The following is a 15778-nucleotide window of genomic DNA, read 5'->3' on the forward strand; positions in this document are numbered from 1 at the left end:
ATTATACAGGATCTACAAACCTTGTCCAGCATTAATTTAAATTTTTTATCACATCGATCGCTTTTTGTATTCTAGACAAGGTCTTATCCTTGCCGAGCAAAGTCAAGGTCACATCGATCGCCGGCGATACGGCCGTGCCGGTTACCGCCACACGCAACGGCTGCGCAACCTTGCCCATGTTCAACGCTTGCGCTTCGGCCAGATCGACAATCACTTGGTGCAGCACCTCCCCTTGCCAGTCCTCGACCTTTGCGAATTGCTGATAAAGGGCAGCCAACACCGCCGCGGCTTCGGCAGTGAAGTTCTTTTTGACCGCCTTTTCATCGTACTCATCAAACTCGCGGTAAAAAAACGCACTAGCCCGGGCCATCTCGACCAAGGTTTGGCTGCGTTCCCGCTGCGCCTTCACGACCTCGACCAGGTCCGGCCCTTCCGAAGGATCGATGTCCAGCTGACCGATGTGCCAGCTCAAATGACGCGCGACATGCGCCGGATCGCTGTTCATGATGTATTGATGGTTCAGCCACAACAGCTTCTTCGTATTGAAGGTCGATGCGGAAACATTGACGTTTTCCAGCTTGAAATATTCGACCATTTCATCGACCGAGAACACTTCCTGATCACCGTGCGACCAGCCGAGACGCACCAGATAATTCAGCAACGCTTCCGGCAGATAACCCTCGTCGCGGAACTGCATCACGCTGACTGCGCCATGACGCTTGGACAGCCGCGCGCCGTCCGCACCCAAAATCATCGGCAAATGCGCATACAACGGCACCGGAGCGCCCAGGGCACGCAAAATGTTCATTTGCCGAGGCGTATTGTTGATATGGTCATCGCCGCGAATCACATGCGTGACCTTCATGTCCATGTCGTCGACTACGACGGTCAGATTATAAGTCGGCGAACCGTCCGTCCGCGCGATCACCAGGTCGTCCAGTTCTTTATTGGCGACCACGATGTCGCCTTTGACCAAGTCGTTGATCGTGACCGCGCCGTCCACAGGATTTTTGAAACGAACCACATAGTCGCGGCCATCGTCGCCTTTATGCCCCGCATCGCGGCACTTGCCGTTGTAGCGCGGCTTTTCCTTGTTGGCCATTTGCTCATTGCGCACGGTTTCCAACTCTTCCTTGCTGCAGCAACAATAATAGGCATCGCCTTGTGCAAGTAATTGCTGAATGACTTCTTTGTAGCGATCGAAATGGTGTGTTTGGTAAAACGGCCCCTTGTCGTATTCGAGACCCAGCCAGGTCATGCCCTCCAAGATCGCATTGACCGATTCCTGAGTCGAGCGCTCGAGATCGGTATCTTCGATGCGCAAGATGAAATCGCCGCCGTGCTTGCGCGCGTAAAGCCAGGAAAACAGTGCAGTACGGGCGCCGCCGATGTGCAAATAACCGGTAGGACTGGGAGCGAAACGTGTGGTGATTGTCATTGAATTCCGTAATGTGTTGAGCAAAAAGTTCGGTTCATTTAATTGGGTTGGCGCCTATTTTAGCGTTTATCCGGCATTCGCTTCAAAATTCCGCTCCATCACCCCGCGTTCCTGGTCACGCAACAGGCCCAGAAACGGCGTAATTGTCGTTATCGCGGCACGAGTGATCCGCATCACACGTTGGATGCGCCCGCCGTAATTCATGGCATTGTGTTAGGAAAATCTCAAAAAGTTCAACCCCATAAAAATAAGCTACTCAAAACATACCGACAATGTTAGAATCGGAGCTTGGTATTGATACTGCAAATTCCTTTATCTTCATCGTTTTGTAACAAGGAGATTTTTTCAATGAATAAACCACTCATCGCCGCGGCGTCGCTTGGGGCGCTGCTCATTTCCGGTTGCGCATCAACCCCTGTGGGCAATTTTGATCCGTTTCAGGCCAGAGATCTTAACGAATTACTGACTTCCGGGCAGTATCAACAAAAAACCGACAATTTTTTTGTGATTAACGACTCGTCTTCCTCGATGGGAGAAGACTATCAAGGCGCGGCTTTTGCTTCCGGCCATACACCGGAAAAACTTGCGGTGGAAAAGGAAATCCTGTCCCGCATCAACCAAACCATCCCCGACCTGAAACTGACCGCCGGCATCCGCAGCTTTGGCTTCGGCCCTTGCACGAACTGGGGCAGCACGCTGTTGAATCTGCCGCCTGCCGCCTACAGTAAAGGCACGTTCACCTCCGGCATCGACGCACTGACCTGCGCGAGCGGCGGCTCACCGATGCATGAAGCGGTCGAAGCCGCAGCTTCCGACCTTTCCAGCACATCGGGCCGTATCGCCTTGCTGATTCTGAGCGATGGCCACGAACTCGAAGCCAGCCCGGTTCCCGCGGTGCAAGCCCTCAAACAACAATACGGCGACCGTCTTTGCGTGTACTCAGTCTGGGTCGGCAACAAACATGAAGAAAGCGGCAAATTATTGCTGAACAGCCTGTCCGATGTCGCCGGTTGCGGCTTTCGCGCAGATGCAGAAAATATCGCCTCTCCGGCCGGCATGGCTGAGTTTGTCAAAAACGTTTTCCTGAAACCTGCAGGCCCCGTGGCGGCTCCAGGCTGTGAAGCGACCGACAGCGACAGCGATGGCGTCAACGACTGCAACGACCGCTGCCCGAATACATTGAAAGGCGCGCATGTCAATCAGTTCGGTTGCTGGATCATCGATGTCAAATTCGACAATGACAAGAGCAACATCAAGCCGCAATACTATGGCGAACTGGATAGCGCAGCCGAAGTCATCAGCAACAATCCAGGTGTGACGATCGAAGTCCAAGGCCACACCAGCAATACCGCATCGGCCGAGTATAACCAAAAGCTTTCCGAACGCCGTGCTACCGCCGTAGCCAAATACCTGTCGCGTAAAGTCGGCGCTGGCGCGACACTGATACCGCAAGGTTATGGCTTGACCACCCCGATCGATACCAATGACACCGAGGAAGGCCGCGCCAACAACCGCCGCGTCGAACTGAAGGTTATTCAATAGCTTTTAGCATTGCTCTCGATACCGGAAGGCCTCTCTCGGTTTTCCGGCATGCGGATCGTACTTGGCCGCGTCGATGATTCATTCTTTTGCAGGAATCATCGACGCGGCTTTTTTACGTCCAGCTTTTTGGATTTTCTCTCGATCTGTGCCCTAACATTCCGCCAATTTTTGCAAGGCGAATTGCAGATTTTTCCGAACGCGTTCGGCATCGCCAGCCGTCAGAGGACATTGCAGGATTTTTTCACAAGCCTCCCGGCTTTCCTGATAGCGCCCGGTCCAGTAAGCCGCCACCGCCAATTCATCAAAAATTCGCCACTGATAAACGGCTTTTTCGACAAACAGTATGTCGCTTGGGAACGGAATCTCGCTGCCCGCTTTCGCGAATAAATAGGCCTGGGCATACCAGCCCTGATTACGGCAATAGGCCGACAGTTCATGTAAAGGCTCGGCGCCCCGGCTTGGCCGCATTTCATAAGCTTTCAGCAATTGCGAGACAATCTCGCCATACGGCTTATTCATAACCACCGCCAATTTTCCGGCCTGATATTGGGCGACGAAGTTTTCCTCAACCCAACCCGGCATCTCGGCGCGCTGTAAATAATTCGCGTAAGCTTTTTGAAATTGTTTGGCATCCCGGTAAGATTGCGCCAAATAAAAACGGCTGCGGCAATCCTCGGGATTTTTTTTCAATTCGGTTTCGAGCAAGCGCGCATCCTTCAGAAATTTTTCCTCGGCGCTGACGCCACGAGAACGCACCCCTTCACCCTCATGAAAAATGATCCAGGCATCGGCTAAAGACTCGATGACAGGCGAACCCTCGGGTAGCAAATATTCATGCACAACCCCCTGCCATTGCCACCGTGTTTGCGAAATATCCACCAAATTGCTCAGACTGTAACGCAAGATTCCATGATGCTTTTGAAGGCGATAGGAAATACCGGGCTGTAATTTACGGTAAAACTGCGGATCGGAATAAGCCAGTTCTTCGTCGGCGTCGATAATCAGCACCCAATCGGCCTGGCCTGATTGATAAGCATATTGCAATGCCTGATTTCGATTGAATCCGAAATTGACCCATTCATGGCTATGAACCTCACCCGGTATCCCCGCCTTCTCCATCCAAGACTTGATAAATTCAGGCGTGCCATCGGTCGAACCGGTATCAACGATCACATAATAGCCAATCACATCCTTGACCGAAGCAAACAAGCGCCCGAGCACGGGCGTTTCATTTTTTACGATCATATTCAGACAAATGCGTTTTTTCGTCATGACACTATTTCCTTGAGCCTATGGAGCGTTTCATTGCGCAAACCGGTGCAGGCATGGCAGTGAAACAGGTGAACAAGCATTTTCGGAATATTATGTAAAAAAATGATCCTGATGTGAATCTCAGGAACGCGCATAATGGCGCAATTAAAACGCATATGACCTTTTATTGATCCGCCTTGCATCATCTGGACGTAAGATCAAAATTGAAAATGTTATAAATCTGAAGCCCATCAACAAAGAACCCATCGCTAGGATGGGTTCTTTGATCGGCAAGGTTGGAGTTAAAAAACGCCCATCATTAAAGACTAACCCGGATTCGGGACCGCACAAACCACATAAACGGTGTAATCACCAGCGGTCGGAGGATTATTGCCGTTTGACGACGTCCATGACACCCCCCAGCCATTCGGCGTGACCGAGCCGTCAGTTCCGATTACAGCCTGATTAAATAAGGGTAGGCTCCTTACGACCTGTGCACTGGTTACCGCTGGCGCACCGCCGCCGCCGAATGCGACTTCGGACCCAACACAATTGGCAGCCACCACAGCGTTATTACCGGGATTAGTTTGCGTGTGATATCTGACCACCACTGTGCCTAAGACGCCTCCGGTAAGGCCATTGTCACCCTTTGGACCTGTCGGACCTGTTGCGCCATCCGCACCCGCCGGCCCCTGAGGTCCTGTTGCGCCATCCGCACCCGCCGGCCCCTGAGGTCCTGTTGCGCCATCCGCACCTACCGGCCCCTGAGGTCCTATTGCGCCATCCGCACCTGCCGGCCCCTGAGGCCCTGTTGCGCCATCCGCACCCGTCGCCCCCTGAGGTCCTGTTGCGCCATCCGCACCCGTCGCCCCCTGAGGACCTGTTGCGCCATCCGCACCCGTCGCCCCCTGAGGACCTGTTGCACCGGTTGATCCCGTCGCACCTGCCGCTCCGGTATTATCCCAAATGATCTCCAGTTTCGGCTCATGAGCCGTGGCTTTACCTTCCTTGCTGTCGAGTCGAATATTGAGGTCGTCGCTGCCTTGCAGTGCAAAACTGACCGCCGTCGCGCCATTTCTCAAGCTTTCTTTGACATAGTCGGTGACATCAAACTCCACCCATTGATAAAGTTGTGGAGTCGCGTCCCCAATTAGCGCCCCAATGTTCAGGTCGGCATTTTTAATCGTCATCTCACCAACAGTTGTGTTTGACTGAAACAAGCTCAAGGTACCCGTCGTGCCTTTCCTCTTCGGCACGAACAGCTTTAACTTGGCCTGAGTCAGCGTACCGGTTGGCGCGCCATTCAGACTAAATTTCAGATAACCTGTTTGCGTTGTACCGCTCACAAAAATGTATGCGGCCTTGCCAAAATTTTTCTTCACCTGGGCAGATGACACGTAACTGTCGTCAGTCAAGGTGAAGTCCGCCCAAGCAACAGGCATCGCCGTTAGTGCGGCAACGGTTCCCATCAAGGTTAACGATTTAATCTTATGCTGTTGTTTATGAACGTGATGTTTTTGATTATTCATGCTGCCCCCTCATTTATAAAAAGTTAAATTATTCTATCCAATAGAATCAGTTGAACACCGCATTCATGCTTCACGAACTATAAAACCACAGTCATCTTCCTTTTCTCTTCCTTAAATATATAATGTAGTTACGACAGTTCCTTATTTTAAAAGCCGATCGATGTTTGTGATAAATATAGCAAAGCTTAAAAAACAATTAAGAATTGCCATGCTGCAAATTTAAATTTTGAGAACCGTCTCGCAAATTTAAAAAAAACTCAAGCTTACGGGTAAGGAGGGTCGTAAGCCGGCCACAATCAGGATCTGGCGATCCAGCAAAAAACGCGAAAAAAAAGCGCCGTCAAGAAATGACGGCGCTTTTTATTTTGGACACGCCAAAGGCGTTAGAGAATGGGGAGAAAAATAAGCCTGTGCAAATTAGTCGATCACGTCGATGCCGCCCATGTAAGGCAGCAAAGCCTCCGGAATCCGGATTCGACCTTCTGCATCCTGGTAATTTTCGAGTACCGCGATCAAGGTTCTGCCGGCGGCCAAGCCCGAGCCATTCAAGGTATGTACGAGTTCCGGCTTGCCGGTTTCGGGATTGCGCCAGCGGGCCTGCAGGCGGCGCGCCTGGAAATCCTTGAAATTGCTGCACGAAGAAATTTCGCGGTAAACACCTTGCCCCGGCAGCCAGACTTCGAGGTCGTAGGTCTTCGCGGAAGAAAAGCCGGTATCGCCGGCGCACAGCAGCATGCGGCGGTACGGCAGGTTCAGTTTTTGCAGAATCGTTTCCGCATGTTGTGTGAGTTCCTCATGCGCCCGCGCCGAATCTTCCGGCCTGACGATCTGCACGATCTCGACCTTCTCGAACTGATGCTGACGGATCATGCCGCGCACGTCGCGGCCGTAGGCTCCGGCCTCGCTACGGAAACACGGGCTGTGGCAGACCATCTTCAACGGCAGGTCTTTCGTATCAAGGATCACGTCGCGAACGATATTGGTGACCGGCACTTCCGCAGTCGGAATCAGGTATAAAGGGGGATTATCGCCGGCCTTGAACAAATCGGCCTCGAACTTCGGCAACTGGCCGGTGCCGCGCAAACTGTCCGCGTTGACCAGATACGGCACATAGGTCTCGCTGTAGCCGTGCTCGCCGGTATGAGTATCAAGCATCAGCTGGATGATCGCCCGTTGCAACCGGGCCAGCGCGCCGTTCAAGACGACGAAGCGCGCGCCGCTGAGCTTGGCGCCCAACTCGAAATCCATGCGTTTGTTTCTGGCGCCCAGATCGACATGATCCTTCGGCGTAAAGTCGAACGCGGGCAAGGTGCCCCAGCGGCTGATTTCGACATTGCTGTCTTCGTTCTTGCCTTCCGGCACATCGATGTCGAGAATGTTCGGGATATACTCCAGCAGCGCGGTGATCGCTGTCTGAATCTCGGCCAGTTCGGTTTCGGCCTGTTTCAACTGATCGCCGAGATGCTGGACCTGATCCATCAAGGGTTGAATGTCCTCGCCCTTGGCCTTGGCCTGCCCTATCGCCTTCGAACGGCTGTTGCGCTCGTTTTGCAGTTCCTGCGTTTTGACCTGCACGTCTTTTCGGCGGTTTTCGAGGTCGGCATAAGCCTGCTTGTCGAAAGCAAAGCCGCGTCTTGCCAATTGCTCGGCGACATAATCGAGTTCGGTTCTAAATAACTTGGGGTCTAACATGATGAATACGTTACTATTAATATCAAGAAAAAATCTAGTCTAAATGCGCCTGGGCCGGCCAACTGACGATATGCTCGAAATGCAGTTCGGCCTGCAAGGCGGCGATCGCCTGCATGACCCTGTCCGGCTCGTCATAGAACTCCAGTATCAACGGCAGTTCGAGCGATAAATCGACCAGCGACGAGGTATGGATTTCGCGCGAGGTGCCCATGCCCTCGATGCCGCGAAACACGGTCGCGCCCAGAATTTTCTGCCGGTCGCGCAACAGGTTCAGCGCCTTTTCGATGCGCATGTCGCCTTCCAGCACGTAAACTCTGGCAAGCATTATCGGTTTGATGCTCATATCCGTTCACCCGCGCTCAGGCCGAGCCATAACAACAATAAACACAACAAGCCGTTGCCGGCAAACACGCCCACGATCAGATTCAAATGGGTCTCCAGCGCAAAGCCATGCTCAAGCAGGTATAGCACCACATAGAGACCCGACAAGGTCAAAAAGACGCCGGCCATGATCACCATCATCGCGGCGCGGTATTCGACCGCGATCTCGACGCGCTGCAACAGGATCGCGGCGACGATGCCGATCAGGAATGCGACCAGCGCATTCGCGAGCATGATCGCATAAGGAAACGCGCCGTCCTGCCAATGGATCATCCCGGCCGAATAATAATAGAGCGACCTGCCGGCTAAAAGACCAAGCCAGACCGCCAACAAACAGGCGCCTACGCTGAGTGCGATATTGATCGCGGCCTTCGACAGTGCGCCCTGTTCGATCAGATAAATCGTTTCGAGTGAAAAACTCGAAAAGGTCGTAAAGCCGCCGAGAAAGCCGACCAGGATCGCGGCGCGGTATTCGAGCGCGAACGTGACCTTTTGCAGAATCAAGGCTTCGGCCAACAGGCCGATCAAAAAGGAACCGATCACATTCACGGCCAGCGTGCCGAAAGGAAAGCCCCGCCCCAGCCACTGGTAAACGCCGCTCGATACCAGAAAACGCACTACCGAGCCGCAGGCGCCGCCGAGTGCAATCACGATCAACTGATTCATGTGAACGGCTTATGACCCGCGCTTGGCCGCAAATTGGGGCGCGATGAAATGCTCCCGGTAATATTGGAGTTCGTCGATCGATTCTTTGATGTCGTCCAGGGCGCGGTGCGAGGATACCTTGTTGAAGCCGTCCTTGATTTCCGGCGCCCAGCGCGCCGCCAATTCTTTCAGCGTCGAAACATCGATGCTGCGGTAATGGAAAAAAGCTTCCAGCTTCGGCATGTAGCGGACCAGGAAACGCCGATCCTGCCCTATCGTATTGCCGCACATCGGCGAGGTCCTTTCGGGAACCCATTGTCGCAAAAATTCGAGCGTCTGCCGTTCGGCTTCCGCCGTATCGATTTCGGAGACCCTTACACGATCGATCAAACCGGATTGGCCGTGATGTTGCTGATTCCAATCGTCCATCTCCGCCAGCACCGCATCGGGCTGATGCACGGCCAGCACCGGTCCCTGCGCCAATATCACCAGATCCTTGTCGGTGACGATCGTCGCAATCTCGATAATCACATCCCGGTCAGGATTTAATCCGGTCATTTCGAGGTCAATCCAGATAAGACGATCCGAATCCAGTGCCATTTAATATCGCTCCATTATGTTCATAAAGTTCCGATTAGTGTAGCATTGGCGAATCTCAATGGCTATTTCTTAAAAGCTTCGATTATAACCAGATATCCATGAACATTTTTACCGTTATTTTCATCATCGCGCTGATTATTTCCTACTCGCTGCAATTCTGGCTGTCCAGACGCCAGGCCGCTTACGTGCTGGCGCACCGCGGCGAAGTCCCCGCGGCTTTCGCGAAGTCGGTGCCGCTGGCAGCGCACCAAAAGGCGGCAGACTATACGATTGCGAAAGGCAAACTCGGCGACATCGACGGCATCTTCGGACTCGTCGTCCTGTTACTGCTGACCCTCGGCGGCGGCATCAATCTCGCGTTCACCTTCTGGTCCTCGGTTATCGAATCTTCAATCCTCTCCGGGGTCGCGGCGATCGCAACGATCTTTCTGGTGATGACCCTCCTGGAACTGCCGACCAGCCTGTATCAAACCTTCGTGATCGAAGAAAAATTCGGCTTCAACAAAAGTACTCTCAAACAGTTTTTCCAGGATCATGCGCTGCAGCTGGCGTTGGGCGCGGCGATCGGCATGCCGCTGTTGGCATTGATTTTGTGGGTGATGGACAATGTCGGCCCTCTTTGGTGGCTCTGGGCCTGGGCGATCATGATGAGCTTTTCCCTGCTGATGAGCTGGCTGTTTCCGACCCTGATCGCGCCGTTGTTCAACAAATTCACGCCGATGGAAGACGGCTCCTTGAAAACACGGATCCAAAAACTGTTGGATCGCTGCGGCTTCAGCAGCCAGGGCATTTTCGTGATGGACGGATCCAAACGCTCCGGCCACGGCAATGCCTATTTCACCGGCCTCGGCAACAACAAACGGATCGTGTTTTTCGACACCCTGATCAAATCGCTAGACGATGAAGAACTCGAAGCGGTGCTGGCCCATGAACTGGGGCATTTCAAATGCAAGCATGTGATCAAGATGCTGGTCGCCACTTCGGTGATGAGCCTGATCAGCCTCGGCATCCTCGGCTGGCTGATCGATCAATCCTGGTTTTATACCGGCCTCGGCGTACAGCAGCCTTCGCATGCCGCCGCCTTGTTGCTGTTCATGCTGGTTTCGCCGGCATTCACCTTTTTCATGCAGCCGATCAGCGCCTTTTTCCAACGCAAGTTTGAGTTTGAAGCGGACAGCTTCGCGTCCGAGCATGCGCAGGCGGCCAAAATGATCAGCGGCCTGGTCAAACTGTATGAAGAAAACGCCAGCACGCTGACTCCCGATCCCTTGTATTCGGCTTTTCATTACAGCCATCCGCCGGCAGCGATCCGCATAGCGCACCTGGAAGCGAAAATGGCGGCCGAGTAGTGTCTGAGCTCAAAGAAGGCCTGGCGGTAGCCCATTTAGGCCAGGGCATCGCGGTCGAGCATCGCGGCCAGATCGTTCTCTGCCAAACCTTAAGAAAACTGGATACGGTCGCGGTCGGAGACAAAGTGCTCTGGTCCGAGGCCGGCCCCGGCCAGGGCCGCATCGAGCAGATTCTGCCCCGGCACTCGCTGTTGATGCGCCCGGCCCGGAACGGCAAAACCCGGCCGGTCGCGGCGAATATCGATACGGTGATGGTGATTTTTGCGATGGAGCCGCATTACGACTGCCTGTTGATCGATCAATATCTGGCGATATGCGAAAACAGCAAGTTCAAGGCGGCGCTGGTTCTGAACAAGGCCGACCTGGCACTGACGGAGGAGGCGGAACATGATCTTTCGGTGTATGTCGCGCTGGGCTATCCCTTATTCAAGGTCAGTGCGAAGACCGGGCTGGGCATGGATCAGTTAAAACAGGCGTTACAGCATCAGGTCAGCATCTTTACCGGCCAGTCCGGCGTCGGCAAATCCTCGCTGACCAACGTGTTCATCCCGGACAAGGACATCAAGATCAACACGATTTCTGCATCCGCAAAACTCGGCCGCCACACGACCACCGCCGCGACCTTGTATCATCTGAAGGAAGGGGGCGATCTGATCGACAGCCCCGGCGTCGCGATTTTCGGACTGGCGGATTTATCCGCAAGCGAACTGGCTTATGGCTACCGGGAATTCAGGCCGTTTATCGGCCACTGCCAGTTTAACGATTGCCGGCACGAACAGGACAAGGGCTGCGCGATACGGGCGGCGGTCGAAAATGGTACAATAGCCGCCTCCCGTTACCAGCGTTTTCTGAAACTTAAAGAAAAAATTCCGTTAAAGCATTAACTAATCTTTCGGACAGCCTTCCAGCTTGTAAATCGCATAGCCTCTCTCGTCGATCTGCCGTCGCAGTTCGGCCGGTGCTTCGGCGCTATGACAAAAGTAGCAAGTCTCCTGGGTAACCACCGCGTCGGCATGACCGATGCTTTCGAGCCAATGCCTGGCGCATTGCAGCGCTTTTTGCGGGTCCTGCTCGTCGATGACCACATCGAAATGCATGATGCCGCCTTTGGTTTTTTTCGCATAAGTGTCAAATACGTGTGAAATGCTCATATGGATTCGATAAAAAACCGGTGGACGGGCCACCGGCGCAACAAGAATGCTTTAATAAAGGATATTGCCTGAAGAATTTACAAGGCTTTACAAGACAATCGAAGCGCATTTGCCTACTAAAAAATTCCCTTAGGAAAAAAGTTATTTTTTATATAGTATCGATTCGATATGCTGCGAGATTATGGTATAATACAAATAATGTCAAGAAATTTTAAATTTTAAGCGTGATGGAAAGAATAGCCATATTTGAAGTCATCGAACGCATGTCGGCACTGATCCGTTCCGAGGAACGCAAAAAATGCACCGAACTCGGTCTGCAGCCAGTCCATTTCCAGGTTCTGGATTATCTTTCGCGCTGCAACCGCTTCAGCGATTCGCCAGCCGCATTGACCAACTACCTGGGCATGACGCGCGGTACGGTTTCGCAAACCTTGCAGCTGTTGGAAAAAAAGGGCTACATCAGGAAAACCACCGACAGCAACGACCGGCGCATGGTGCATCTGAGCCTTCTTAATGAAGGTGAGTCGATGCTGTCCGATGCACGCTCGACCGAATTGTTCAGGGAGGCCTCGACCTTATTGAATGAAGACGCCGACACCGAAAAAGTCTTCTCGCAAACGCTGCTGGCTTTGCAAAAAGCGCATAAATCGCATACCTTCGGTTTATGCAAGACGTGCAAGTATTTTACCCGCGAAGCCGACGGCTTTGTTTGCGGCTTGACCAAGGAACAACTCAGCCAGAGCGACAGCGAAAAGATTTGCCAGGAGCATACGGTCAACTAGCATTCCGATTGTCTGGCTAAAGCCCATCCCACATGCTCTTTGACCAGTTCGGACGCGTGTTCGAGCTTCGCCGTCAAGGCGGAGATAATTTCCGGTGAATGGCGCGCATTGCCGAGCGCGACCGCGATGTTTCTGAGCCAGCGCTCATGTCCTATCCTTCTGATCGCCGAGCCCTCGGTCTTGGTCAAGAAAGTCTGTTCATCCCAAGCGAACACATCGAGTAATTGCTGCGTATTCAGCCTATGCCGCGGCTTGAAGTCACCTTCAGCGGTTAATTTGGCAAATCGGTTCCACGGGCAGACCAATTGGCAGTCATCGCAGCCGTAAATGCGGTTGCCAAGCAAAGGCCGCAACGCTTCGGGGATAGCCCCATGCAGTTCAATCGTCAGATACGATACGCAACGGCGCGCATCGACCTGGAAAGGGGCCACGATCGCCTGGGTTGGACAAACGCTCAGGCAGGCGGCGCAGGAACCACAATGCGCCGTGGCCGGCGCATCGATCGGCAACGGCAGATCGGTGTAGATTTCACCCAGAAAAAACCAGGAACCGGCTTTGCGGTTGATCAGATTGGAATGCTTGCCGATCCAGCCGAGCCCCGCTTTTTCGGCCAGCGCCTTTTCGAGCACCGGCGCACTGTCGACGAAGGCGCGATAGCCGAAGGGGCCGATTTCAACCTGGATCTTGTCGGCCAATTTTTGCAGGCGATGACGGATCAGTTTGTGATAATCGCGGCCGAGCGCGTAGCGTGAGACATATGCCGCGCTCGGATCGGCAAGATTTTTATCCATCGCGGCGGCGGGCTCCGGCAAATAATCCATCCGTACCGAGATGACGCGTAACGTACCCGGCTGCAAGAGGTCCGGTCGGCTGCGCTTGAGCCCATGCCGCTGCATGTAGTCCATTTCGCCATGAAAATTTTTGCTAAGCCAGGCATGCAAATGCTGCTCTGCCTGGCGCAAATCGGTGTCGGCGATGCCGACCTGCTGGAAACCCAACTCCAGCCCGCATTGTTTGATACGCGCGGCCAGTCGCTGCATTTCCTCGCTCTGAGCGGCTGACAGCATCATTAGAATTGGAATATCGCTTTCAATTTGAGTCAAAAAACAGACAGGGGCGACCGCAGCCGCCCCTGTTTAATGGTTAAGATAACTTACCTTACCTCAGTGCAACGCCAAGAGGCAAGCTCTTAACCGACATCAAATATGTCCTCCCACAGGACTGCCGATATTGACGCCTCTACCATCGCCTATATCCGGCTTTTGCAAGTTGCTTCGCCCGGTAGTATCGCTATCGTCCATCGGTGGACGCGGATCGCGTCCGGCCATCAAGTCGTCGATTTGATTTTTGTCGATCGTTTCCCATTTCATCAGCGCATCGGCCATCTTGTGCAGTATTTCGATGTTGTCCTGCAACAGCTTTTCGGCGCGTTGGTAGTTGCGGTCGATCAGCACGCGGATTTCCTCGTCGATCAGATGCGCGACTTCGTTCGAAAACGATGAACCCGGCGACGCATAGCCCATGAACGGCTGACCGCTTTCCTCGCCGTAGACCTGCGGCCCGAGCTTGTCCGAAAAGCCCCAGCGCTTGACCATGTTGCGCGCCAGTTCGGTTGCCCGTTCGATGTCGTTCGAGGCGCCGGTGGTAACGCGGTCGCCGCCGTAGATCATCAGTTCCGCGATGCGGCCGCCGAACAGGCTGGCGATCTGGCTTTCGAGCTTGCGCTTGCTGGCGCTGTACTGGTCGCGTTCGGGCAGGAACATCGTGACACCAAGCGCACGTCCCCGCGGCATGATGCTGACCTTATAGACCGTGTCATGGTCCGGCGACAACTGGCCGACGATGCAGTGCCCGGCTTCGTGGTAGGCGGTCAGGCGCTTGTCTTCTTCGGTCATCACCATCGTATGCCGCTCGGCGCCCATCAGGATCTTGTCCTTGGCCTTCTCCAGATCGGCCATCGTGACTTCCTGCTTGTTCGCCCGCGCCGCGAACAGCGCCGCCTCGTTGATCAGATTGGCGAGATCCGCGCCCGAGAAGCCCGGCGTGCCGCGCGCGATGTATTTCAGTTCGACGTCGGCCGCGGCCGGCACCTTCTTGATGTGCACGTTCAGAATTTGCTCGCGGCCCTTCACGTCCGGCAGACCGACGTTGACCTGACGGTCGAAGCGGCCGGGACGCAACAGCGCCTTATCGAGCACGTCGGCGCGGTTGGTCGCCGCGATCACGATGACCCCTTCGTTGCCGTTGAAGCCGTCCATTTCGACCAGGAGCTGGTTCAGCGTCTGCTCGCGCTCCTCGTTGCCGCCCGAAAAACCGGCACCGCCGCGTTGGCGGCCGACCGCGTCGATTTCGTCGATGAAGATGATGCAAGGCGCATGTTCCTTCGCCTGCGCGAACATGTCGCGCACCCGCGAGGCGCCGACGCCGACGAACATTTCGACGAAGTCGGAACCGGAGATCGTGAAGAACTTGACGCCCGCTTCGCCGGCGATCGCTCTGGCCAGCAGGGTCTTACCGGTGCCCGGAGGCCCGACCATCAGAATGCCGCGCGGAATCTGGCCGCCGAGTTTCTGGAATTTTTGCGGATCGGACAGGAAGTCGACCAGTTCGACCACTTCTTCCTTCGCTTCCTCGCAGCCCGCCACATCGGCAAAATGGATCGTGCGCTTGTCTTCTTCGAGCAGTTTGGCCTTGCTTTTGCCGAAACTGCCGGTTCCGCCGCCTCCGCCCTGCATCCGTTTCATATAGACCACCCAGAGCGCAATCAACAGCAGCATCGGGAACCAGGACACGAATATTTCCATCAGAAACGATTGTTTGGGCGGCGCGACGGTGCGGATATGCACGCCGGCGGCCAACAGATCGTCGATCATGTGCGGATCGTCAGGATTGTAAGTCTCATATTCCTGACCCTCAGTGGTGCGAATCTTGATATGGTCACCCATGATCTCGACGCGCGCGACCTGCTTCGCCTTGACCTGGTTGATAAAGTCCGAATAGGCGATGGTATCTTCTGGCGCCGACGGTCTGGAATTGAACTGATTGAAAACCAGCAGGCAACCTATCAGCAAGGCTGTCCAAAGTAGCAGATGAAGTAGACTTGTTTTCATGATACGTCTCCTGCGCCCGCATGCGTCCGGGCAATAATCATGGGATTGACCGGCAGCCAAACCTTTATTTCGCCTGAATGCTTGCCGGCAAGAACCGTCCCTGGAGGAATGTTGAACTCGGGGCGGAACCACCAATTCCCGCCGCCTATCCCGATAATCCAGTGATGACCGGGACGCAAATCCCTTTGCCTCGCGGCAACTGCTGAAAAGGTTTTCCAACAGGCCGCGATACAAGTGACGTTGATTATTATTGTAGGGAGTACGCCAAATGATTCAATTTAAGCCGCGTATCCGCTTTAAATTAAATA

General features: G+C 54.1%; 14 protein-coding genes. 4 read left to right on the forward strand and 10 right to left on the reverse strand.

Annotated features, from left to right (window positions below):
• Positions 1-31: 31 nt before the first annotated feature.
• On the reverse strand, positions 32-1438 hold the full coding sequence (gltX, locus tag ACEPPP_RS02045; RefSeq protein WP_374089398.1) for a glutamate--tRNA ligase: 1407 nt from the start codon (positions 1436-1438) through the stop codon (positions 32-34).
• Positions 1439-1786: 348 nt separating this feature from the next.
• Between gltX and ACEPPP_RS02050 the strand changes: the two genes are divergently transcribed.
• Positions 1787-2980 carry an OmpA family protein gene (locus ACEPPP_RS02050; RefSeq protein ID WP_374089399.1) on the forward strand — a complete coding sequence of 398 codons (1194 nt, stop codon included), beginning with the start codon at positions 1787-1789 and terminating at the stop codon, positions 2978-2980.
• Positions 2981-3130: 150 nt separating this feature from the next.
• Here the strand turns inward: ACEPPP_RS02050 and ACEPPP_RS02055 are convergent, their stop codons facing one another.
• The 6 genes from ACEPPP_RS02055 to orn all read right to left on the reverse strand — a co-directional run bounded on the left by ACEPPP_RS02055 (position 3131) and on the right by orn (position 9078).
• Complete coding sequence (locus ACEPPP_RS02055) at positions 3131-4252, reverse strand: glycosyltransferase family 2 protein (protein ID WP_374089400.1); 1122 nt, start codon at positions 4250-4252, stop codon at positions 3131-3133.
• A gap of 305 nt (positions 4253-4557) precedes the next feature.
• Complete coding sequence (locus tag ACEPPP_RS02060; RefSeq protein WP_374089401.1) at positions 4558-5760, reverse strand: DNRLRE domain-containing protein; 1203 nt, start codon at positions 5758-5760, stop codon at positions 4558-4560.
• 417 nt (positions 5761-6177) lie between these two features.
• The gene (gene serS, locus ACEPPP_RS02065; RefSeq protein ID WP_374089402.1) at positions 6178-7452 is read right to left on the reverse strand and encodes a serine--tRNA ligase; all 1275 of its coding nucleotides are present in this window, start codon (positions 7450-7452) and stop codon (positions 6178-6180) included.
• A 34-nt stretch (positions 7453-7486) separates the two neighbouring features.
• Positions 7487-7795: a DUF190 domain-containing protein gene (locus ACEPPP_RS02070; protein WP_374089403.1), complete on the reverse strand. Its 309-nt coding sequence runs from the start codon at positions 7793-7795 to the stop codon at positions 7487-7489.
• Positions 7792-8499, reverse strand: a complete 708-nt coding sequence (gene crcB / locus ACEPPP_RS02075) for a fluoride efflux transporter CrcB (protein WP_374089404.1) — start codon at positions 8497-8499, stop codon at positions 7792-7794. The genes ACEPPP_RS02070 and crcB overlap by 4 nt, the downstream gene beginning before the upstream one ends.
• Positions 8500-8508: 9 nt before the next feature.
• Positions 8509-9078 carry an oligoribonuclease gene (gene orn / locus ACEPPP_RS02080; RefSeq protein WP_374089405.1) on the reverse strand — a complete coding sequence of 190 codons (570 nt, stop codon included), beginning with the start codon at positions 9076-9078 and terminating at the stop codon, positions 8509-8511.
• 98 nt (positions 9079-9176) lie between these two features.
• Between orn and ACEPPP_RS02085 the strand changes: the two genes are divergently transcribed.
• Positions 9177-10427, forward strand: coding sequence for a M48 family metallopeptidase (locus ACEPPP_RS02085; protein WP_374089406.1), 1251 nt, complete (start codon positions 9177-9179; stop codon positions 10425-10427).
• Positions 10427-11311 (forward strand): ribosome small subunit-dependent GTPase A, encoded by an 885-nt coding sequence (gene rsgA, locus ACEPPP_RS02090; RefSeq protein WP_374089407.1) that lies wholly within the window; start codon positions 10427-10429, stop codon positions 11309-11311. The genes ACEPPP_RS02085 and rsgA overlap by 1 nt, the downstream gene beginning before the upstream one ends.
• On the opposite strand, the gene ACEPPP_RS02095 is transcribed toward rsgA, so the two are convergent.
• Positions 11312-11578: a DUF2024 family protein gene (locus ACEPPP_RS02095; protein WP_374089408.1), complete on the reverse strand. Its 267-nt coding sequence runs from the start codon at positions 11576-11578 to the stop codon at positions 11312-11314.
• 227 nt (positions 11579-11805) lie between these two features.
• Between ACEPPP_RS02095 and ACEPPP_RS02100 the strand changes: the two genes are divergently transcribed.
• On the forward strand, positions 11806-12360 hold the full coding sequence (locus tag ACEPPP_RS02100) for a MarR family winged helix-turn-helix transcriptional regulator (RefSeq protein WP_374089409.1): 555 nt from the start codon (positions 11806-11808) through the stop codon (positions 12358-12360).
• On the opposite strand, the gene queG is transcribed toward ACEPPP_RS02100, so the two are convergent.
• Entirely contained in the window at positions 12357-13400 is a 1044-nt protein-coding gene (queG, locus tag ACEPPP_RS02105) for a tRNA epoxyqueuosine(34) reductase QueG (RefSeq protein ID WP_374089410.1), read from the reverse strand. The genes ACEPPP_RS02100 and queG overlap by 4 nt on opposite strands.
• 159 nt (positions 13401-13559) lie before the next feature.
• Positions 13560-15470, reverse strand: a complete 1911-nt coding sequence (ftsH, locus tag ACEPPP_RS02110) for an ATP-dependent zinc metalloprotease FtsH (RefSeq protein WP_374089411.1) — start codon at positions 15468-15470, stop codon at positions 13560-13562.
• Positions 15471-15778: the final 308 nt, after the last annotated feature.

This window comes from Methylomicrobium lacus, from assembly GCF_041897535.1.
Classification (GTDB): Bacteria; Pseudomonadota; Gammaproteobacteria; order Methylococcales; family Methylomonadaceae; genus Methylomicrobium; species Methylomicrobium lacus_A.